Origin of the sequence: Hymenobacter sediminis (genome assembly GCF_003231285.1) — a bacterium.
GTDB classification, from domain to species: Bacteria; Bacteroidota; Bacteroidia; order Cytophagales; family Hymenobacteraceae; genus Hymenobacter; species Hymenobacter sediminis.
The window spans coordinates 134,829-155,418 of the sequence record NZ_QKNS01000006.1; the positions used below are offsets into that span (position 1 = coordinate 134,829).

Genomic DNA, 20,590 nt, shown 5'->3' on the forward strand with positions numbered 1-20,590 from the left:
CGCGCCCGTCTCTTACGCCACTGCCGGCTGGTTGGGGGGGAAGAGGCGGGCCTTGTTGCTTTTCATGCTGTATTCGCTTCGCTTCGCGGCGGCTTTCCTACTACTGGCTGCCCCGGTTCAGGCCCAGACGCCGCGCTTCCAACCAGCCCCGCCCCTGGAACAGGGCCACTCGCACAACGACTACTGGCGGCCGCATCCGTTAACGGACGCTTTGCAATTGGGCTTCAAAAGCGTGGAGGCCGATATTTTCCTGGTGGACTCTACCCTGCAGGTTGGGCACGAGCGCGCCGCGCTCAACCCAGCGCGCACCCTGCAAAGCCTTTACCTGGACCCGTTGCGGCAGTTGCGCGCTGGGGGCCAGTTGTACACCCGGCCCGCGGAGCTGTGGCTGTTCGTGGACTTCAAAACGGCCGGCCCTGCTACCTACGCCCAGCTGCGGCGCGTGCTAGGCCAGTACCGCGACTTGCTCATTACGCCCCGACAGGCCCCGCCCGGCGGGGTGCGCGTCATTCTGACCGGCGGCTACCCTCGCCCCGAGGTGCTGGCCGACCCGGACCGGCTGGTGTTTCTGGACGGCCAGCTCACCGATCTGCAGCCCCAGTTGGCCGCCAGCATCCCTACCGTGAACGGGGACTGGCAGCAGAGTTTTCGCTGGGATGGAACCGGAAAAATACCGGCCCCCGAGGCCGCCCGCTTAACGCAGCTTAGCCAACAGGCTGTCAAAAACGGGCAGAAAGTGCGGTTCTGGAACCTGCCAGCCAGCACCGCCGCCCAACGGCAGGCGGTGTGGCGGGAGCTACTGCACTACCCGGGTCTGCTGGTCGGGGCCGATGAGTTACAAGAGCTTAAGCAAGTAATGAATGGTCAATAGCTCCGTTGGTCGCGCCGCCTTCTTGTTGCTCGGGTTGCTGGCCGTCGGGGGCCCAGCACACGGCTACCGTTTCATCCCGCGCACCGTGTCGGGTACCGTCTTCGCTGACCAGAACGGCAACGGCCGGCGGGAAGCTTCCGAAGCGGGGGTGGCTGGGGTGCTGGTGTCCAACGGGGTGGAGCTAGTGCCCACCGACTCCCGGGGGCGCTACCACCTGAGCACCCGGCCCGGCCGGCTGGTTTTTGTGGTGAAGCCCCGCGGCTACGCCCCCGCGCAGCCCACCAGCTGGTACTACCCGCCGACCGCCGCGCCGCGCCAGACCGCGGATTTTGCGCTCCGGCCCGCCGCCGAGAAAAATGCCCACGACGTGGTGCTGCTCGGGGATATCCAGGCCGGCAGCCAGGATGACCTCTACCACTTCAACCACCTGGTAACCGAGGAGCTCTACGACGACCCCTACGCCTTTGCCCTCACCCTAGGCGACATCACCTTCGATGAGTTGAGCGTGTACCCCAAAACGAAGGCCAGCCTGAAGGCCCTGGGGAAGCCGGTGTACGCCGTGTTCGGCAACCACGACCAGAACTACGAGGTGCAGCAGGCGGCCTACGCCGATTCCACCTACCAACGCTACTTCGGTCCTTCGTACTACGCTCTGCAGTACGGCAGCACGCACGTTGTGGTGCTGAACGACGTGGCCTACCTGGGCCAGAAGAAGTACGAGGGCCGGGTGTCGGCGGAGCAGCTAACTTTCCTGACCAACTACCTGCAGCACTCTGCCCCCCAGCAGCTGCACGTGCTGGCCATGCACATTCCCCTGGGCGAGGTAGTCAACAAAGCCGACCTGCTGCGCGTGCTGGCCAAGCACCCTAACGTGGCCTTCATCTCGGCCCATGAGCATCGCAACCGGCGGGAGTACCACGCGCAACCGTCCGGGACGACCTGGCAGGAAGTAGTGGTAGGCGCCACCTGTGGCAGCTGGTGGCAGGGGGAGCACGACATCTTCGGTATACCTTCGGCGCTGATGAACTGCGGCGCGCCCAAAGGCTACTGGAAGCTGCGGGTGGGGGAGCAGAATGACTACCAACTGGCCTACAAAACCTCCCAGTACCCAGCTACCTTCCAGATGAGCGTCTGGACGCCGGAAGACTCGGAGTGGGACCCGGCCCAGAACCTGCCCGCCGACTCCACGCGGAATGTGGCCCTGATCAATGTATTTGCCGGCTCCAGCAAAACCCGCGTCGAGTTCCGCCTCAACGACGGCGCCTGGCAGCCCGCCTACCCCGTAGTAGCTCCCGACCCCTACTTGGCGCGAATTTATCAGTTACAGCGCCGCCGGATTTATCCCACGGCCAAAGCCTCCGCCCTGGCGGGGAGGGCCGAGCCGAGCCCCCACCTCTGGCGTGCCCGGCTGCCCGATAATCTGCCGGTAGGCACTCATAAAATCGAAGTACGCGCGACCGACCCCTACGGCCTCCAGGCCCAGGCCTACCGCGTGCTGACCATTAACCCTCCTTCGCTGCCCTAAGTATGCCCTCTTCCTTTCCTTTTTCCGTGTTGCTGTTAAGTGGCCTAGGTCTGCTGTCCTGCGCCCGTCCCCAGGCGTCTGCCCCGACTCGTAGCGTGGTGATTGAGGCCGTTAAGCAACAGCCCGATGCCGTGGCGACTGAAGTACCCCTCGAAAAGCGGGAGTACGGGCCGGGCAACCCGTACGCGGTACCAACGCTAACGCCATACGCTGGGCCGCGCAAGCCCCTGAAAAACATTATTCTGTTGATCGGGGACGGGATGGGCCCGGCCCAGGTGACGGGCGGTCTAATCGCTAACCGCGGGCAGCTCTATCTGCAGCAGGCCCAGGCCACGGGGCTTTCCATCACGGCCAACCAGTACGGCAAGATCACCGATTCGGCGGCCAGCGCCACGGCCATGGCTACCGGCCACAAAACCTACAACGGCGCCATCAGTATGGACTCGCTGGGGCATTCGTTTCGCTCCATCATGTGGGATGCGCGCGAGCAGGGCAAATCCACCGGTTTGGTAGTGGCCTGCGAGCTGCCCGATGCTACGCCCGCCTGCTTCGCCGTGAACCATACCAACCGCCAGGACCTGGAAGGTATTGCCCGCAAGTACCTCGACGCCCCCATCGACTTCATGTACGGCGGCGGGCTGAAGTTCTTTACCCAGCGCCAGGACCAGGCAGATCTGCTGGCCCAGTGGCGCGCCAAGGGCTACCAGGTGGCCACTACCCCCCAGCAGGCCCGTAACCTGACCAGCCCCAAGGCAGTGGCCCTGCTTGCCGACAATGGCCCGGCCCGCATGCCCACCCGCACGGCCGCCTACATGGAGCTGGGGTTTGACAAAGCCCTGGAGCTGCTCGGCAAAAACGAGAAGGGTTTTTTCCTGATGGTGGAAGGCTCCCAGATTGATGATGCGGGGCACTTCAACGACACCTCCTACAACGTGCAGGAAGTCCTGGACTTCGACCAGCAGGTAGGCAAGGCCTTCCGGTTCGCGGCCCAGAACGGGGAAACCCTGGTAGTCGTTACGGCCGACCACGAAACCGGCGGGTACAGCGTGGTGGGCGGAAGCAGCCAGACCGGCAAGCTCGCCGGCCGCTTCACCACAACCCACCATTCGGCGGTGGTTGTGCCCGTCTTTGCCTATGGTAATGGCAGCGAGCTGTTCACGGGCATGTACCAGAATACGGAAATCTACCAGCGGATCAAACAGGCCATGGATAAGCATAATTAACAATGTAATAATATGACTTTAAGGTGATTATATAATATATAGGTAATTGTTTCTTAACGGCTGACAGGACAAAAAGAAAGAGTTTTGGGCACCCTTCTCACAACCTAAACCCTCTTTCTACCTACGTATGAAACCAACCATTAACCTGCTCGCTCCTCTTACCATTGCAGCCAGCCTGCTGTTCACTTCCTGCGACCAAAAAGAAACAGTAAGCCCAGCAGGAGCCACTGCTACAAGCTCGCAGGATGCCGTGGCCGCTTATACCTTAGCTAACTGGATGGGCTCTGTTGATGCGACCTTGTCCTTGGCTCAACTCAGCATTCCGGGTACCCACGATTCCGGTGCCCGCTTTGAGTCCATTTCAGGTACGGCTAAGTGCCAGAACCTAACCATCGGCGAGCAGCTCAACGCGGGCGTACGTTTCCTAGACGTGCGTTGCCGTCACATCGACAATTCCTTTACTATCCACCACGGCGCCGTATATCAGAATCTGAACTTCTCCGATGTTCGCGCGGCCTGCCTGGAGTTTTTGCGTGCTAATCCTACCGAGTGCATTATCATGTCCATCAAGGAGGAGCACACGCCTAGCAACAATACCCGCACTTTCGAGCAGACGCTTAACGCCTTTTTGCAGGAAAACCCTGATAAGTGGTACGTAGGCGAATCGGTGCCGACACTGGGCCAAGTGCGCGGCAAGATTGTCCTGCTGCGGCGCTATGCCGCTACCACTCCGAAGGGTGTTGATGCCACTAACTGGGCCGACAACACCTCGTTTGAAATCAATACGTCTGCCGCGCAGCTCAAAGTACAGGACCAGTACAAAGTATCGGACAACAACGCAAAGTGGACGGCGATGAACACGCTGCTCACCGAGGCCAAGGCCAGCACGAATAACCGCCTTATTCTTAACTATGCCAGCGGCTATAAGCCCGGTCTGTTCGGTATCCCCAGCATTACTACCGTTTCCAACAACATCAATCCGCGCCTGACTACCTTCTTCACGGCCCAGGGCAAGGGTCGCTTTGGCATCATCCCCATGGATTTTGCTGAGGCTTCCCGCAACAGCCTGATTGTGAAGACTAACTTCTAATATCCGGCCCTGCAGAAGCCAAGAAATAATAGTATCAGAACGCAGAGTGATAGGCGAATAACCTCGCTTATTACTCTGCGTTTTTTGTGTATACGGCAAGGTTGCCCGCTGCATGCAAGGCAACTTCTCCTGATTGGCCCTACCGACTTATTGGGAATTGGGTGAGCTGACGCAGGTCTACGATTGACTCTATTGCTCTCTGTAGTGGGGTAGCCACTATGTTTGCAACAGGGCTTGGCGGGTTGGTTTACCAAGTATGCTTATCTTTATTTATACTTCCCGCCCGATGGTTTTCCTGCTGTGACGCGTCTTTTCGCCTGGTTTCTGTGCTTGCTTTTCCTGCTTCAGACCTTTAGTCGGGAGCTGCAGGTAATAGACTATCAGGTCCGTCGCGCGCAAATCACGCGGCTTTTTTGCGTCAATAAGAACAGGCCTCAACTGCACTGCAATGGAAAGTGCCACTTAGTAAAGCTGCTACGCAAGGCCGCCCGGCAAGAAAGCAAAGCCCCTGCTGCCGGCTATGCCAAGCTGAAATACGAGGTGCTTCTCTGCCCGGCCTACCGTCTGCCCATAGTTAAGCGAGAAGCTCCTGCAAAGGCCGATTCCTTCGCGGGCTATCTGGCCTCATGCTACGCTTTTTCCTCAGCGCACAGCATATTTCATCCGCCAGCCCTTAAAGCCTGACTCCATTCCTCGCGCATTTGACCAGATGCGCGAAGCCCCCTCCTGAACTTCTTAGAATAAGGCTAGGAGAGAGGCGTTCTAGTGTTTTGTCAGTTGCTTTTTTTCTGGAATTATGAAAGCTTTTGCTACCGCCTCGCGGTTCTGCCAGCTTGGTTTTGCTTTGTGCATGCTTGTGTCCTGTAAGGACACGCAACAGGATGAGGTCCTAGCTCCGCCGACAGGCAAAGTTGTCTTAGAATTCGACCATGTGGTTGGAAACCAAGCCCTAGATCTTGAGACAACAACCTATACCAACGCAGCCGGCAACCCTTTTACAGTCAACACCTTCAACTACTATATCTCTAATATCAAGCTCACCCAGGCCGACGGGACGGTATGGTCGGAAACGGAGAGCTACCACCTTGTCAAAGAAAGCGACGCAAGCTCCCAGCAGGTTACCCTTCAGCAAGTGCCCGCCGGCAAGTATACCCGCCTTACTTTTACCATTGGCGTTGACAGTGCCCGCAACGTGGCTGGTGCGCAAGCGGGGGCATTGGAACCCCGCAATGGTATGTTCTGGACCTGGAACTCAGGCTATATCTTTACTAAGCTGGAAGGGCGCTCTGAGCAGGCCCCCGGTAATAAGGCCCTAATTTTTCATATTGGTGGGTTTAAGGCGCCCAACAATACTATTCGCACAATTTCTCCCGCCCTACCTGGTAATGCGCCATTGCAAGTGCAGGCGAGTCACGACCTACAGGTGCACCTGAAAGTAGATGTGTTAGGAATGTTTAACGGTCCTACGCCCAACGACAACATCGATTTTCGCACGCTTTATGATGTAATGGGAGGTAGGGAAGCCGTTCGGCTAGCCGATAACTACGCAGCGGGCATGTTTCGCATTGACTACGTTAAGTAAGCGTGGCGGCCCTGTTGCCTTCCCCCGTGGTTTTACTGGTAGTTGGACTGGCCGGACTGCTTACAATAGCCTGCCGCCCAACCACCCAGCCGCCGGAAGCCGTGCCAGGTAATGCATTGCCCGGCAACTTTCCTACCCCCTGGTACGCTCTGAACCAGAACCCGCCCAACCAAGCGGCATTCGAGTTGGGTAAACAGCTGTTCTACGAAGTTAAACTCTCCCGCGACGGCAGCGTTTCATGTGGATCGTGCCATCGGCAGGAAGCGGCCTTTGCTCAAGCCAATCAGTCGTTTAGCCGCGGCGTAAACAACCGCTTGGGCGTGCGCAATGCACCAGCGCTGCAAAACCTGCGCTGGCGCCACTCCCTGCTCTGGGATGGGGGCGTTTCGAACTTGGAGATGCTGCCGCTGGCTCCCCTGACCAACCCGGTGGAAATGGACGAATCGCTGGACAACGTGCTGGTCAAGCTCAACGCTGACGCCACCTACTCGCAGCGGTTTGCAGCCGTTTACGGGGCTGGCCCCATCACCTCGCAGCAGTTTCTAAGGGCCCTCGCACAATTCACGGCCAGCCTCACCTCCGCTAACAGCCGCTACGATCATTATGTGCATGGGGAGCGTGGAGGCACGCTGAGTATCCAAGAGGTGCGCGGGCTTCAGCTATTTCGGAAGTCCTGTGCTGGTTGTCATGCCACCGACCTGTTCACGGACGAGTCTTTCCGCAATAATGGATTGGATGCCTCTTTTGCGTCTGATTCCGGTCGGGCACACATTACCGATACTCCGCGCGACCGGGGCAAATTCAAGGTTCCTAGCTTGCGCAACGTAGCCCACACAGCCCCTTATATGCACGATGGACGGTTTGCGACCCTCGGGCAGGTGCTGGCGCATTACGACCACGGAGTGGTGGCCTCCGCTACCCTTGACCCGCAGCTCCGCCAGGCTGATGGCCGACTGGGTATTCCACTCACGGCCAAGCAGCAAAAAGATCTTGAGGCCTTTTTAAGGACACTCACCGACACGTCCTTCCTGTCTGATCCACGGCTAGCCAAACCTCAGTAGGGCAGGAGGTGAGTAACATCAGTAAGTTGCGTAATCGTGCGCTTGAAGCGTTCCAGTATGCTGCCAAGAAGGGCCAACAGCTAGGAGATGATTGCATCGGCCTGAACTTTAGGTACCAAGGGAACTGCCAGAGCCAGCAAGATGGCCTTGATATTAGCAATGGGTGCCCTTAGATCGTGGGAGGCTATGTAGCTGTTATCCTATATCTTACAGTGCTCTTATAAACGAAGGCTGCGCCGGAGGAAAGTATCTTTGCTTTTCTCCGGCGCGACTGGATACGGAGGTAGAGATGTTTTGATAAGACTTTCCGTGAGCCGTCACATCTATTGGGTAACTGGATTTAGGTACTCTTAGGCTGAATCGCGGAGCATTGCTGCTGTTGACTTATATACCGGGCAAAACAGAGCAAAGCCTGTAGTGAGACTTTCGGCAGCTGCAGGCTCCGGGGTAAAGCGCATCTTTCAGGAGAAAATATTGGGCTCCAGTATTAGCCGCTTGGAACTGGACAAGCTGAACTGCCTGCTGCGCCCGGAGGACACGGTCACGGTGAACCGGCTCTCGCGCTTGGGCCGCAACACAGACCATGTGATTCAACTGTTGGCTGACTTTAGCAAGAAATATGTGTGGTTTGTCTCCCTAGACTTAGGCATCGACAGGAGTACGTCGGCGGGCAGCATGGTCGTGACCGTGTTTGCGGCTCTAACGAGTTCGATCGGGAGAGCAATGGGCAGCGGCGCTAGGCTGGCATTGAGCTAGCCTAGGTTCAGGGCAAGCACCTAGGTCGGCCCTCGGGCGTTGACGAGGAAAAGCTCCGAGAAGTAAAGACATCCCTTGCCACTGGGCTATCCATGCATTAGATCGTAGAAGTGACCGGCATCAGCGAGAGAACCGTCAAACACTACAAGCGCCTACTGAGTCACTAGCTAATCCACCACCGGTGATGGTTTCACTCTCTTGTATTCGAGTCGGGGCCCATCACAGGCCTCCCATGTGTTCCGAAGCGTATCTGTGGCTATTAAGCCGAGATCCTCCCGCAGCGAGGTCGAGTAACAAGAGCCAATCAGGTCATTGGTCGCGCTGTAAGTGAGAATAGTGTACTGCCTACCGCTGTAGGACCGCACGGAAAACGTACCGCTGGCCTGGGTTGTCTGATTGCCTGTTTGGCGCGTCTTAATAAAGGTGCTATCGGCTTGAAAGACGTACTTTTCTTGATAAGGAAGCTCAGCGCCCGTCAAGACCACGTTTGTCCAAGGGGATTTTAGTTTGACGAATTGCCAGGTTTGGGGATAATCGCCAACTTTCAACTCTGCCGAGTCTTCTTTTTGGCAAGAAACGAGCGTAGCAAGGGAAAGAAGGGATAGCAGTATATTTCTCATCACAAGTAAAGAGTAGGGGTGTACGACTAGGAGCCTTATCACCAGAAAAAGGTTGCTTTCGCTTAGCGTAGATGTAGGGCTAAGCATAAACATCTGCCTATATGTATGAAAAAGGTGCATTTACAGCCTAAATTCAAGGTTTCAGTGAATCTGAGTGGGGACTGCTTTTACCAGTTTTACACATTTAGATTAGAAGTCTGGCATCTTAGCCAGTTGATCATCATCGAACATACCCAGCTTGCGCAGATAGGTGGCCGTAATGTCGGCGAGGGCGTGCCAGCAGTGGCGCCGCACGACTCCATATAGGTTGACGGGATCCGTATGCTTATCTGTAGCCGTGACTAGTATAATCTCCATCGTTCAGGCCTGCGGCCACCAGGATTTTGCGGTGGTGCATGGCAAATCAGTTATTGCTTAGGGGCCAGGCCCTACTTCTGCTCCTTGGTGATGATGTAGTGGTCGGACGGGTAGTTGCGCAGGCCGTAATTTCCGATTAGCGCGGCCAACTGTGGCATGATAGCTACGTGTTCGGCTTTGCCGTTCTTGGCCCGGTCCGTAGGCACCAGCGCCGTGCTCTCCTGCAGATCCTTTACCCGTAACAGGCGCAGCTCACTGCCTGAACGAATAAAGCTGTAGCAGATTAGGCTTATATTAAGGTGTTGCTGCTCATCGTCGCGCGCCTAAATCTCGGATGTGATGCGCTGGCGCTCGGCCTCCGTTTAAGGCACATGGATAGGAGAGAGCTCTACCTTGCGCAGTTCCGTGTGCTTGCAGGGATTGCGCGCAAGAAGTTTCTGCTTAACTAAGTAGTTAAATGAGGCGTTGAGGCTGTTGCGGTAGTTATTGTACGTTTTGGCTTCAATGCCACGCTTGCTCTGCTGGTCGAGAAAGTTGGTGATGTGGGCTAGAGCCAGAAACTTCAAAGGCAGCGTGGCAAAGGGCGAGTACTCTCGAATGCGGCGCAGGGCCACGTTGTAGAACTCTGTGCCCACGTCCAGCGCGGCTTTGCGTTCCACAACCCATTCCATAGCTTCCAGCTCCATCGTCACAGTCGGTGCCTCGCCAGCCATGTAGCCCTTCTGGAGCAACTGCCGGATTTCAGCCAGATTTCCCTTGTACACCCTCCGCCCGTCCCGCAGGGTAGTGTACTTTTTCATGCCCGTATACTGCTTGTGGACGAAGGCTTACTTGTCTGTATCCCAGATTCGGTAGTCGATATATCACCGCTTGAACATGTCGCCATCCGCGTCGAATAGGAGGGGTTCATGTTCAGGCGAAAATATGGAGTTGTGATAATTCTGTGATAAAAAAATAACAAGCAACAAAAAACGGCCTCTCCGCAATGGAGAGGCCGTTTTTTAAATGTAGCGGGGACGAGAGTTGAACTCGTGACCTCAGGGTTATGAATCCTGTGCTCTAACCAACTGAGCTACCCCGCCCTGTTTGGTGGTGCAAATGTAGGAACAAGTTTTATTCTAATGCAAGTGTCAAGCAAAAAAAAACCCGTGTATATTGGCAGCTGAGCCGCTTTTCGAGGAAGATGGTTTGCTAAATTCTTTACACTGTTTTGCTTATGCCCCTGTCTGCCACTCGCCTCAAACACCGATTTACGGTCGAGTACCCCATTAATGCCTCTCCCAAGATTCTGTATCCCTACCTAGCATCGGCTTCCGGCCTTTCGCACTGGTTTTGTCAGGACGTTCGGGTTGACGAAGGGCGCTACAACTTCATCTGGGATAATCAGCCCCATTACGCTGAAATGGCCTCGCACCGTACAAACCGCTCTGTGCGCTTTGTCTTCCTCGATGAAAATAAACGACACACCCCCGACGCTAACTACCTCGACTTTCAGGTAGATGAATCGCAACTAACCCAGGAAGTGTACCTAAGAATTGTAGATTATTCGGAGGAAACAGATACAATTGAGTTGCAGGAAATGTGGGACAGCCTAGTGCAGAAGCTGCGGGAACAGGTAGGCGGGTAGCCAGTGTTTGGCTTATAGCCGGGGAGCAGACGCGAAACGAGCCGTATCTTCGTTTCCCGTTTGCTCCCTTTTCTTTTGTCAGGAAGCCCTTTGCGCGTTGCAGGGGCTTCACGTATGTATGAAAAAACTCGATAAGCTTATCCTGCGTGCCTTCGCCGGGCCTTTTCTGCTCACCTTCGCGGTAGTGCAGTTCATCTTCCTTACGCAGTACATGCTTAAGTACATGGATGATCTGGTAGGGAAGGACTTGGGCTTTGGGGTAATAGCGCAGCTGTTGTTCTATTTCGCGGTACTGTTGGCTCCTATTTCCCTACCTCTGGCCGTACTCCTATCCTCCCTAATGACCTTTGGGACGCTGGGCGAACATCACGAGCTAACGGCCATCAAAACGGCAGGCATTTCTCTAACCCGGATTCTACGCCCGGTGATGCTGTTTAGCTTGCTGCTGGCGGGCGTTGGCTTGTGGTTTAACAATACCATCGTGCCCATGGCAAACCTACAAGCATTCAGTTTGCTCTGGGATGTGCGCCAGCAGAAATTGGCCCTGGATATCCGTGAGGGGGTATTTTACAATGGTATTCCCGGCTATACTATCAAGGTAAATGAGAAAATGGGCGAAAACGGGGATATTCTGAAGGGAGTTATGATTTATGATCATACTCAAAGCTCAGGCTCCATGCGGGTTATTCTGGCGGATTCCGGACGGATGTCCACGCTCTATGGCGGGCAGTATCTAGGGCTTGAGTTGTTTCGGGGACGGATGTACATCGAGCAGCCCAATACCAACAATCAGCCCGGTGCCAACTTCATACGTCAGAACTTCAGCCGCAACCTGATTACGTTCTCGCTGGCCTCTTTCGGGCTAGCCCGCACGAAAACAGAGCTATTCAAGGATAATAAGATGATGCTGAACCTAAATCAGCTGAATCACTATACCGACTCCCTGCACCAGCGGCTGCGAAAAGAACGCTCCCAGTTGGTGATGCAGTTACATCCCTACTACACCTACTTGCGGTTTGATACTACTGGCCAAAGTGCCATGCAACGGGTAGCACAGTGGCAGGTGCCTGCTACCCGGCTACAGCCCGTAAACCTCAATGTAACCCAGCAGGCCGCGAATCGGGCCCGCAACGTGCGATCTTTCTTGGGCTCTTCGTCAGAGCGGCTCACGAACTCAACGAAGGATATAGCTAACTACCGTATAGAAACCTTTCGGAAGTACACGCAGTCGGCGGCTATTCTGTTGATGTTTTTGATAGGAGCTCCACTCGGCGCTATTATCAAGAAAGGAGGCCTTGGAATACCCATTCTGGTGTCTATTGTCTTCTTTATCGTGTACTATGTAGTGTCAATCATGGGAGAGAAGTATGGGCGGGAAATGGTGATGCCCGTTGGAATCGGGATGTGGATGGCCACGGCGGTTCTTCTTCCCATTGGCCTCTTCTTCCTCTACCAAGCTCGCCACGACTCCGGCTTGTTCGATCTTAACTGGGGGCAGCTAGTGCCCGCCCGGTTCCGCTGGCCCTTGCGGGGATATAAGAAGTCAGTGTGAGAAATGCGTTAGAAGGTGCGGAGTAAAAGATGCCCGACAGTTTTCCGTCCATTTCTCATAGTAAATCCCTACCTTTGCGGCCACCCCGAAGTGCGGGGTGAATTTTCTCATTTTTAATCTAAGACGGGGAAACCTATCTGCCGATGCAACTTACAACTGAAGCAAAACAGGCTATTTTCGAAAAAAACAGCCTGCAGAAGTCCTCTAACGACACCGGTTCGGCCGAGTCGCAGATTGCGCTGTTCACGCACCGCATCTCTCACCTGACCGAGCACCTGAAGGTGAATAAGAAGGACTACTCGACCCGTCTGGGTCTGCTGAAGCTCGTTGGTAAGCGCCGTCGTATGCTGGATTACCTCCAGCACCGCGACATCAACCGCTACCGCGCTATCATCAAGGAACTGGGCATTCGTAAGTAAGCTCACGCTCCGGAGCAGGGAGCCTTTCCACTGGGGAGGTTCCCTGCTCTTTTTTTATCCGAAGCCGGCCGCATTATTCTGCCGGTTTCGTTGTTTACTCCCCCAGAAGAATCATTCCCCAGAGCAAAGCAGGGCCATTGGCGGCCCTGTTTTTATGGCTGCTCGCCCGCTGCACGCTTTCTAAAAAGCAACCCTAGAAGATGCCCAATTACACCGCGGTTACCAAACACATTACGCTGCCTGATGGGCGGCAGATTTCCATCGAAACCGGCAAACTGGCCAAATTCGCTGACGGCTCCGTCGTGGTGCGATTGGGGGATGCTATGCTGCTGGCTACGGTGGTATCACAACCTAGCGCCCGGGGCGACGTGGATTTCCTACCCCTCTCGGTAGATTACCAAGAGAAATTCGGCGGTGCCGGTAAAATCCCTGGCTCGTTCCAGCGTCGTGAAGGCCGCCTCTCCGACTACGAAGTACTGGTCTCTCGTCTTGTAGACCGTATCCTGCGCCCGATGTTCCCTAAAGATTATCACTATGAGGTGCAGGTGATGATTTCGCTAATTTCTGCCGACAAGGACGTGCAGCCAGATGCGCTGGCCGCTCTAGCTGCTTCGGCGGCTCTGTCGGTTTCCGATATTCCGTTTGCCGGCCCGATTTCGGAGGTGCGTGTAGCCCGAATCGACGGTAAACTGCAGATTAACCCTCTCACTGCCGACATCGAGCGCGCTGACATCGACCTTATAGTAGGAGCCACGGCAGACTCAGTAGCCATGGTAGAAGGGGAGATGGACGAAGTGAGCGAAGAGGAAATGGTAGAAGCCATTGCCTACGCTCACGAAGCCATTAAGGAGCAAGTGCGCGTGCAGCAGGAACTGGCCGCTGCCGTAGAGAAGTCGCACGTAAAGCGCGACTATCCCAAGTACGAAGAAAACGACGAGCTAAAGCAGCGCATCACGGAGGCGGTTTACCAGAAGGCCTACGAAGTAGCCAAGTCGGGTAATACCAGCAAGTCGGGGCGTAAAGAGGGCTTCGGTGCTATCAAAAAAGCACTGGTAGAAGAGCTGCAGGCAGAAAATCCTGAGCTTGACATGAAGATGTTCGGCCGCTACTACGGCTCGGCTGAGAAGAAAGCCATCCGCGACATGATGATCAAGGAGCGTACTCGCCTCGATGGTCGTCAGCTGACGGAAATCCGTCCCATTTGGTCGGAGGTAAACTACTTGCCCGGCGCTCACGGCTCTGCCTTGTTCACCCGCGGTGAAACTCAGTCTTTGACTTCGGTAGCCCTAGGTACCAAGCTCGACGAGCAGATTGTGGACTCGGCCATGGTGTCGGGCTACAATAAGTTTATGCTGCACTACAACTTCCCGGCCTTCTCGACCGGTGAAGTAAAACCCAACCGCGGCCCTGGTCGCCGGGAGGTAGGTCACGGCAACTTGGCCATGCGCTCTATCAAGAAAGTGCTGCCTTCAGAAGACGAAAACCCTTATACCATCCGGGTTGTGTCGGATATTCTGGAGTCGAACGGCTCGTCGTCGATGGCGACAGTCTGCGCTTCGTCGATGGCTCTGATGGATGCTGGTATTAAGCTGCGTGCGGCTGTATCGGGTATTGCCATGGGCCTTGTGCAGGATAAAGAAACCGGCGACTATGCCGTGCTTTCGGATATCCTGGGTGACGAAGACCACCTCGGTGACATGGACTTCAAAGTAACCGGCACTGAGAAGGGCATCGTGGCTTGCCAGATGGACATCAAAATTCAGGGCCTGAGCAACGAAATTCTGACCAAGGCGCTGCACCAAGCCCGTGAGGGTCGTTTGCACATCTTGGGTGAAATGGCCAAGACCATTGCTGCCCCCGCTGCTGATCTGAAGCCTCACACTCCTCGCTCGCACAAGATGCTCATCGATAAGGAGTTCATTGGTGCGGTAATCGGGCCCGGCGGCAAGGTAATCCAGCAGATTCAGAAGGATACCAATGCTACGGTTATCATCGAGGAAAAGGACGAGAAAGGCCACGTAAGCATCTTCGCTTCCAACCAGGAAGACATGGAGGCAGCCATCGGCCGGATCCGTGCTATTGCAGCTGTACCCGAGGTAGGCGAGACGTACAAAGGCAAGGTTCGCTCGATTCAGCCCTACGGTGCTTTCGTAGAAATCATGCCGGGCAAAGACGGTCTGTTGCACATTTCGGAGGTAGCCCACGAGCGTCTGGCTTCGCTAGACGGTGTGCTGGAGGTAGGACAGGAGATTGACGTGAAACTGCTCGATATCGATAAGAAAACGGGCAAATATCGTCTCTCGCGCAAGGTGCTTCTGCCTAAGCCCGAGCGCGCCGCCGACTCGAACGGCGCCGCGTAACCCAATCTTTCCGAACTTTCGCGGGTACCGGTGTGTTGCACAGAATCAATGCCGGTACCCGCGTTTGGGTATCTTCCGTACATCGGACTTGACAACGACGTTTACAAGCAACCATAACTCAATTCTCACGCGCCCGCAATGAGACAGCTAAAAATCAGCAAGCAGATCACCAACCGCGAAAGTCAGTCGCTGGACAAATACCTCCAGGAGATTGGCAAGGTGGATCTGCTGACCCCCGATGAGGAGGTAACGCTGGCGCAACGCATCAAGGAAGGTGACCAGCAGGCGCTGGAAAAACTGACCAAAGCTAACCTGCGCTTCGTGGTGTCGGTGGCTAAGCAATACCAGAACCAAGGTTTGTCGTTGGGCGACTTGATCAACGAGGGCAACCTCGGCCTGATTAAAGCCGCCAAGCGCTTCGACGAAACCCGCGGCTTTAAGTTCATCTCCTACGCTGTATGGTGGATTCGCCAATCCATTCTGCAGGCCTTGGCCGAACAGTCGCGTATTGTGCGTCTGCCCCTGAACCGCGTAGGCTCGCTGAACAAGATTTCCAAGTCCTTCTCCGAACTGGAGCAAAAATTCGAGCGGGAGCCCTCGCCTGAAGAAATTGCCGAGGTGCTGGAGCTGACGACTTCGGAGGTTGTAGACACTCTGAAAATTTCAGGTCGCCACGTATCCGTGGATGCTCCCTTCGTGCAGGGTGAAGAAAACCGCCTGCTCGACGTACTCGAAAACGAGGATGAAGAGTCGCCTGATACGGGACTGATGAACGACTCGCTCCGCAAGGAAGTGCAGCGCGCCCTGAGCACGCTCACCAAGCGCGAAGCTGACGTTATCACCCTTTATTTCGGCCTGAACGGAGAGCACTCGCTCACGCTGGAGGAAATCGGGGAGAAGTTTAACCTGACCCGCGAGCGGGTTCGTCAGATCAAGGAAAAAGCAATTCGCCGCCTGCGCCATACTTCGCGCAGCAAAGCGTTGAAGCCTTACCTGGGGTAGACTAGTTTTACCCCACTCTAAAAAACCCCGGCCTTGTGTTGGGGTTTTTTGTTGTACTATGGAGGTAAGAGGGCCAATTGCTTCCCTGAGGCGGGTAGTCCTGTTACCTTTGCATCCCGTTACCTTAACCCTCATGGCACCTGCCTTTGGTCAGGGCCTTATTTTCTCATGGAGACTACCACCCCGGAACACATCAAGTGTTTGATTATAGGCTCAGGTCCAGCAGGCTATACTGCAGCTATTTATGCTTCACGGGCAGGCCTAAAGCCTGTGATGTACCAGGGCCTGCAACCTGGCGGTCAGCTTACCATCACCAACGACGTGGAGAACTTTCCCGGCTACCCCGATGGCATCATGGGGCCGGAGATGATGGAAGATTTGAAAAAGCAGGCTGCCCGCTTCGGTACTGATATTCGCTACGGCATTGCCACCGCCGTGGACTTCTCGGGGCACCCGCACCGCGTGACCATTGACGAAACGCTGGAGCTGACGGCGGACACTGTCATTATTGCTACCGGTGCTTCGGCTAAGTGGCTAGGCCTACCCTCCGAGCAGCGCCTGAACGGTTCGGGTGTATCGGCCTGCGCCGTGTGCGATGGATTCTTCTACCGCGGCAAAGACGTTGCCATTGTGGGTGCCGGCGATACTGCCGCTGAGGAGGCGACCTATTTGGCTAACCTGTGCTCCAAGGTGTACATGATTGTGCGGAAAGGAGAGATGCGTGCTTCGAAAATTATGCAGAAGCGTGTACTCGATAACCCCAAAATTGAAGTGCTCTGGAACACGGTAACCGACGAAATCTTGGGTGAACACGGCGTAGAAGGCGCCCGCCTAAAGAATGTAGTGGACGGCACTACCCGCGACATTGCTGTTGAAGGATTCTTCGTAGCTATTGGCCACGAGCCCAACTCCAAAATCTTTCAGCCCTACCTCCATCACGACGAGCAAGGTTACCTGAAAACCATTCCGGGTACGGCTAAAACTAACGTAGATGGCGTGTTTGCCTGCGGCGACGTGCAGGACTTTACGTATCGCCAGGCCGTAACGGCCGCCGGCTCGGGTTGCATGGCTGCCTTGGACGCAGAGCGTTATCTCGCCGCCCTAGGCGACCATTAACAGTAAATGAGCAGATGAGTGAAGGCGCGAATTGATCAGGCAATACACTAGCCGAAACGGTGAAACGTTGAGCCTGCAACTTCTCTCCTTCACTCATCGGCTCATTTACTTATTCACTCATTAAATTTTTGCTCTTGCTGAATAGTTTAAAACCCTGGCTGCTGCCGCTGCTACTGATCGGGCTGTTTCTTGGCTTGCCCGGCCAGCTGCTGGCCCAGCGGCGGAAAGTGCCGGAGCCAAAAGCAAAAGCCGGCTCGGCAGGCAAGCGGAAAGATTTCTTCCGCATCAAATCCCCGACTATCCGCTACGTGCGGCCCGATACAACCATTCTTATTGAAACGGAGGAGCTGCCTGATGAAGGATCTGACGCAGCGAAATCCATCTTCTTCAATCCTGCGAAAAAGCTTTCTATCGTTAGTGAGGATACCAGCACGCTTAATGAGGGTGGCCAACATATTGTGGAAGTGAAGGAGGAGGTGCAAATCGACTCCAGCTGGATTCAGGTGGCGGGCTATTATGCCATCTGGGATACGCATAACATCAACCCGTACCGGGTGGACGGCCGCCGTATTAAGGACACGCTGAATCTGAAGCTGACAGAGCCGGAGCGGCAGCGCTTCGCCAAAATGCCCCTGAACCGCACGCCTATTACTTCTGACTTTGGTTTCCGGGGGTACCGCTGGCACTACGGCACCGACCTAGACCTGGAAACGGGCGACTCAGTAAAAGCGGCTTTTGATGGAGTAGTGCGCATTGTAAAATGGGACGGCTCGGGTTACGGCAACTACATTCTGGTGCGCCACTACAACGGCATCGAAACCCTGTACGGCCACTTGCAGAAGTCTTTGGTAACACCGGGCACGTTCGTAAAGGCAGGGCAATTGATTGGCCGGGGTGGCAACACCGGGCGTAGCAGTGGCTCCCACCTGCACTTTGAAGTGCGCTACGAAGGCAACCCGATTGACCCGGAAAACTTATACGACTTTCCTGATTACCGCCTCATCAAGGACAACTTCCAGATTACCTCCAGCCTATTTGCTTACTACAGCAAGGCTTTGCGTTACAGAGGGGGTAGTGTACCAGGCGCCGGCAGTGGCAGCGGAGGTACCCGTAGTAGTAGCAGCGGCAAGCCGACCCAAGCCCGACGAACGGTCACGCACCGTATTCGCTCTGGGGATACACTCTCGGAAATTGCTGAGAAGTATGGCGTATCGCAAAGTCAACTGCGCCGTCTTAACGGCAACGTAGGCACCCTCCGGCCCGGCCGGACGCTGCGGATTAAATAAAATGGCTATTCGCACATAAAAAAGCCCCGCCTGGATCTAATCTAGGCGGGGCTTTTTTATGTGCGAGTGGTACGAGATGCAAAGCCAGTGCGGTTGTTAGCCGATACTTTAGACCAGCTTTGGGTGCAGCATAGGGAAGCTGCGCTGATGCCAGTAGGGGTAAATGGGCGGCGTGTCGCTGGCGGCATCAAGCTTGGCAACCTGCTCAGGTGTAAGATTCCAGCCTACGGCATCCAGGTTCTGGCGGAGCTGCTCCTCGTTGCGGGCCCCAATGACGAGGTTGACCACCGTCGGACGCTGCAGAAGCCAGTTCAGGGCTACTTGAGCTACTGATTTGCCGGTTTCAGCAGCTACCTCATCTAAGGCATCAATGATGTTGAACAGCAACTCGTCGGGCACCTTGGGGCCCTGGCCGCCACCCTGGGCCAGGCGGCTGCTTTCTGGGATGGGCTGGCCGCGGCGGATTTTACCGCTCAGCAGACCCGCCGACAAGGGGCTCCAGACGATGGTGCCTACCCCTTGGTCGAGGCCGAGAGGTAGGAGCTCCCACTCAAACTCGCGGTTGGCCAGGGAGTAGTAGGCCTGGTGACCCACGTAGCGGGCCCATCCGTAACGCTCCGATACCGACAAGGACTTCATCAGGTGCCAGCCTGAAAAGTTGGAGCAGGCAATGTAACGCACCTTGCCGCTCTGCACCAGGTCATCGAGGGCGCGCAAAGTCTCCTCCACAGGGGTGTGGGAATCGAAGCCGTGCATGTGGTAGATGTCGATATGGTCGGTGCCGAGGCGACGCAGGCTGTCCTCGCAGGCCCGCACCAAGTTCTGCCGGGAGGAGCCGTAGCCGTTCGGGTCTTCGCCCATAGGGAAGGTAGCTTTGGTGGAAATCAGCACCTCGCTGCGCCGCCCTTCCAGCGCTTTCCCTAGAATTTCCTCCGACATGCCTTGGGAGTACACGTTAGCCGTATCAAACAACGTGACGCCCGCTTCCAGGCAGATGTCGATAAGCCGACGGGCCTCCTCGACCTGGGTGCTGCCCCAGGCTTTAAAAAATTCATTGCCGCCGCCAAAAGTGGCCGTGCCGAAACTCAGGACCGGGATGCGCAAGCCGGAGCGGCCAAGCTGTCTGTATTCCATAAGATGAGGGGGTAGGGTGCAATTGCGCCTCTGGTGGAAGTTGTGGGCCGGAGAACCGGTCGTAAATCGGGTTGAATAACTCCCGGGCATGCCCTTGGGTTTTTTCTGGACCGCTCCTCAAGGACGAACTACCCCGTAAAAGCCCCGTAACCTAGTACTTTTGCCGCCTCTGCCAGCTCCGTATTGGTCTTGTCATGACGGCCGCAGTGTCGGCAGATTTTCTTTGACCCTTCCTTATTTCCATGAAACTTGATATCCTGGCCGTTGGCTCCCACCCCGATGATGTAGAAATGTCGTGCTCGGGCACGTTGCTGGCCGCTGCCGCGGCTGGTAAGAAAATCGGCATTGTCGACCTGACCCGGGGCGAGCTGGGCACCCGCGGCACGCCCGCTACCCGCGCCCAGGAAGCCGAAGCTGCCAGCCGCATCCTGGGGTTGAGTGCCCGCGAGAACCTAGGCTTACCCGACGGTTTCTTCCGCAACGACCGGGAGCACCAGTTGCCCGTTATTGCCGCCTTGCGCCGCTACCAGCCCGACATCGTGCTCTGCAACGCCATCCACGACCGGCACCCTGACCATGGCCGCGGCTCCCAACTCGTATCAGAATCCTGCTTTCTTGCGGGCCTGCGCATGATTGAAACCCTCGGCGACAATGGGCAACCTCAGGAGCCCTGGCGCCCCCGGCTAGTGTTCCACTACATCCAGGACCGCCAAATTCCAGCCGATTTCGTGGTGGACATTTCGGCTCACTGGCCTAAGAAGTGGGAAAGCATTCAGGCCTACCGCACCCAGTTTCATGACCCCACTAGCACCGAGCCCACCACCTACCTTTCTACGCCCGTGTTTAGCAATTTCATGGAAGCCCGCGCCCGCGAGTTCGGCCACCTGATTGGGGTAGAGTTTGGGGAAGGCTTCACCCGCGAGCGGCCCCTAGGCGTGCGGGACGTGACAGAGTTGATTTAAAAGCAGCGAGAAAAAAGGAGCCAATCCATCAGGTTGGCTCCTTTTTT

The 20,590-nt window shown here is 55.9% G+C and carries 21 protein-coding genes and 1 tRNA gene; 16 read left to right on the forward strand and 6 right to left on the reverse strand.

What is annotated here, in order from left to right:
* Positions 1 to 64 precede the first annotated feature (64 nt).
* The 8 genes from DNI29_RS16450 to DNI29_RS16485 all read left to right on the forward strand — a co-directional run bounded on the left by DNI29_RS16450 (position 65) and on the right by DNI29_RS16485 (position 8,108).
* Positions 65 to 871 (forward strand): PI-PLC domain-containing protein, encoded by an 807-nt coding sequence (locus DNI29_RS16450; protein ID WP_110979224.1) that lies wholly within the window; start codon positions 65 to 67, stop codon positions 869 to 871.
* Positions 861 to 2,396 carry a calcineurin-like phosphoesterase C-terminal domain-containing protein gene (locus DNI29_RS16455; protein WP_110979225.1) on the forward strand — a complete coding sequence of 512 codons (1,536 nt, stop codon included), beginning with the start codon at positions 861 to 863 and terminating at the stop codon, positions 2,394 to 2,396. The genes DNI29_RS16450 and DNI29_RS16455 overlap by 11 nt, the downstream gene beginning before the upstream one ends.
* 2 nt (positions 2,397 to 2,398) lie before the next feature.
* Positions 2,399 to 3,619 carry an alkaline phosphatase gene (locus tag DNI29_RS16460; protein WP_110979226.1) on the forward strand — a complete coding sequence of 407 codons (1,221 nt, stop codon included), beginning with the start codon at positions 2,399 to 2,401 and terminating at the stop codon, positions 3,617 to 3,619.
* A 127-nt stretch (positions 3,620 to 3,746) separates the two neighbouring features.
* Positions 3,747 to 4,709, forward strand: coding sequence for a phosphatidylinositol-specific phospholipase C (locus DNI29_RS16465; protein ID WP_110979227.1), 963 nt, complete (start codon positions 3,747 to 3,749; stop codon positions 4,707 to 4,709).
* Positions 4,710 to 4,931: 222 nt separating this feature from the next.
* Positions 4,932 to 5,393 (forward strand): hypothetical protein, encoded by a 462-nt coding sequence (locus DNI29_RS16470; RefSeq protein ID WP_110979228.1) that lies wholly within the window; start codon positions 4,932 to 4,934, stop codon positions 5,391 to 5,393.
* Between the two features lie 166 nt (positions 5,394 to 5,559).
* A complete protein-coding gene (locus DNI29_RS16475) occupies positions 5,560 to 6,291 on the forward strand; it encodes an MbnP family protein (protein ID WP_123823290.1) in 732 nt (243 codons plus the stop codon).
* A 26-nt stretch (positions 6,292 to 6,317) separates the two neighbouring features.
* Positions 6,318 to 7,352 (forward strand): cytochrome-c peroxidase, encoded by a 1,035-nt coding sequence (locus tag DNI29_RS16480; RefSeq protein WP_162303641.1) that lies wholly within the window; start codon positions 6,318 to 6,320, stop codon positions 7,350 to 7,352.
* 417 nt (positions 7,353 to 7,769) lie between these two features.
* Positions 7,770 to 8,108, forward strand: a complete 339-nt coding sequence (locus DNI29_RS16485) for a recombinase family protein (protein ID WP_162303642.1) — start codon at positions 7,770 to 7,772, stop codon at positions 8,106 to 8,108.
* 167 nt (positions 8,109 to 8,275) lie between these two features.
* Here DNI29_RS16485 and DNI29_RS16490 read toward each other — a convergent pair whose 3' ends face one another.
* The 5 genes from DNI29_RS16490 to DNI29_RS16505 all read right to left on the reverse strand — a co-directional run bounded on the left by DNI29_RS16490 (position 8,276) and on the right by DNI29_RS16505 (position 10,167).
* A complete protein-coding gene (locus DNI29_RS16490) occupies positions 8,276 to 8,728 on the reverse strand; it encodes a hypothetical protein (protein ID WP_110979232.1) in 453 nt (150 codons plus the stop codon).
* A gap of 189 nt (positions 8,729 to 8,917) precedes the next feature.
* A complete protein-coding gene (locus DNI29_RS24515; protein WP_162303643.1) occupies positions 8,918 to 9,085 on the reverse strand; it encodes a hypothetical protein in 168 nt (55 codons plus the stop codon).
* A gap of 71 nt (positions 9,086 to 9,156) precedes the next feature.
* Entirely contained in the window at positions 9,157 to 9,291 is a 135-nt protein-coding gene (locus DNI29_RS25140) for a hypothetical protein (protein WP_262510228.1), read from the reverse strand.
* A gap of 156 nt (positions 9,292 to 9,447) precedes the next feature.
* The gene (locus DNI29_RS16500) at positions 9,448 to 9,885 is read right to left on the reverse strand and encodes a hypothetical protein (RefSeq protein WP_110979234.1); all 438 of its coding nucleotides are present in this window, start codon (positions 9,883 to 9,885) and stop codon (positions 9,448 to 9,450) included.
* Positions 9,886 to 10,093: 208 nt separating this feature from the next.
* Positions 10,094 to 10,167 (reverse strand) — tRNA-Met (locus DNI29_RS16505).
* A 134-nt stretch (positions 10,168 to 10,301) separates the two neighbouring features.
* On the opposite strand from DNI29_RS16505, the gene DNI29_RS16510 reads away from it, so the two are divergent.
* The 7 genes from DNI29_RS16510 to DNI29_RS16540 all read left to right on the forward strand — a co-directional run bounded on the left by DNI29_RS16510 (position 10,302) and on the right by DNI29_RS16540 (position 18,447).
* A complete protein-coding gene (locus tag DNI29_RS16510; RefSeq protein WP_110979235.1) occupies positions 10,302 to 10,712 on the forward strand; it encodes an START-like domain-containing protein in 411 nt (136 codons plus the stop codon).
* A 118-nt stretch (positions 10,713 to 10,830) separates the two neighbouring features.
* A complete protein-coding gene (locus DNI29_RS16515; protein ID WP_110979236.1) occupies positions 10,831 to 12,264 on the forward strand; it encodes an LptF/LptG family permease in 1,434 nt (477 codons plus the stop codon).
* A 143-nt stretch (positions 12,265 to 12,407) separates the two neighbouring features.
* A complete protein-coding gene (rpsO, locus tag DNI29_RS16520; protein ID WP_110979237.1) occupies positions 12,408 to 12,683 on the forward strand; it encodes a 30S ribosomal protein S15 in 276 nt (91 codons plus the stop codon).
* Between the two features lie 200 nt (positions 12,684 to 12,883).
* Positions 12,884 to 15,043 (forward strand): polyribonucleotide nucleotidyltransferase, encoded by a 2,160-nt coding sequence (pnp, locus tag DNI29_RS16525; protein WP_110979238.1) that lies wholly within the window; start codon positions 12,884 to 12,886, stop codon positions 15,041 to 15,043.
* Positions 15,044 to 15,181: 138 nt separating this feature from the next.
* Positions 15,182 to 16,045 (forward strand): sigma-70 family RNA polymerase sigma factor, encoded by an 864-nt coding sequence (locus tag DNI29_RS16530; protein WP_022823752.1) that lies wholly within the window; start codon positions 15,182 to 15,184, stop codon positions 16,043 to 16,045.
* Between the two features lie 168 nt (positions 16,046 to 16,213).
* Positions 16,214 to 17,161: a thioredoxin-disulfide reductase gene (trxB, locus tag DNI29_RS16535; RefSeq protein ID WP_110979239.1), complete on the forward strand. Its 948-nt coding sequence runs from the start codon at positions 16,214 to 16,216 to the stop codon at positions 17,159 to 17,161.
* 134 nt (positions 17,162 to 17,295) lie between these two features.
* Entirely contained in the window at positions 17,296 to 18,447 is a 1,152-nt protein-coding gene (locus tag DNI29_RS16540) for a peptidoglycan DD-metalloendopeptidase family protein (protein WP_238388126.1), read from the forward strand.
* Between the two features lie 108 nt (positions 18,448 to 18,555).
* On the opposite strand, the gene DNI29_RS16545 is transcribed toward DNI29_RS16540, so the two are convergent.
* Entirely contained in the window at positions 18,556 to 19,581 is a 1,026-nt protein-coding gene (locus DNI29_RS16545; RefSeq protein ID WP_110979240.1) for an aldo/keto reductase, read from the reverse strand.
* Between the two features lie 242 nt (positions 19,582 to 19,823).
* Here DNI29_RS16545 and bshB1 point away from each other — a divergent pair, with 242 nt between their 5' ends.
* Positions 19,824 to 20,543 (forward strand): bacillithiol biosynthesis deacetylase BshB1, encoded by a 720-nt coding sequence (gene bshB1, locus DNI29_RS16550; RefSeq protein WP_110979241.1) that lies wholly within the window; start codon positions 19,824 to 19,826, stop codon positions 20,541 to 20,543.
* Positions 20,544 to 20,590 lie beyond the last annotated feature (47 nt).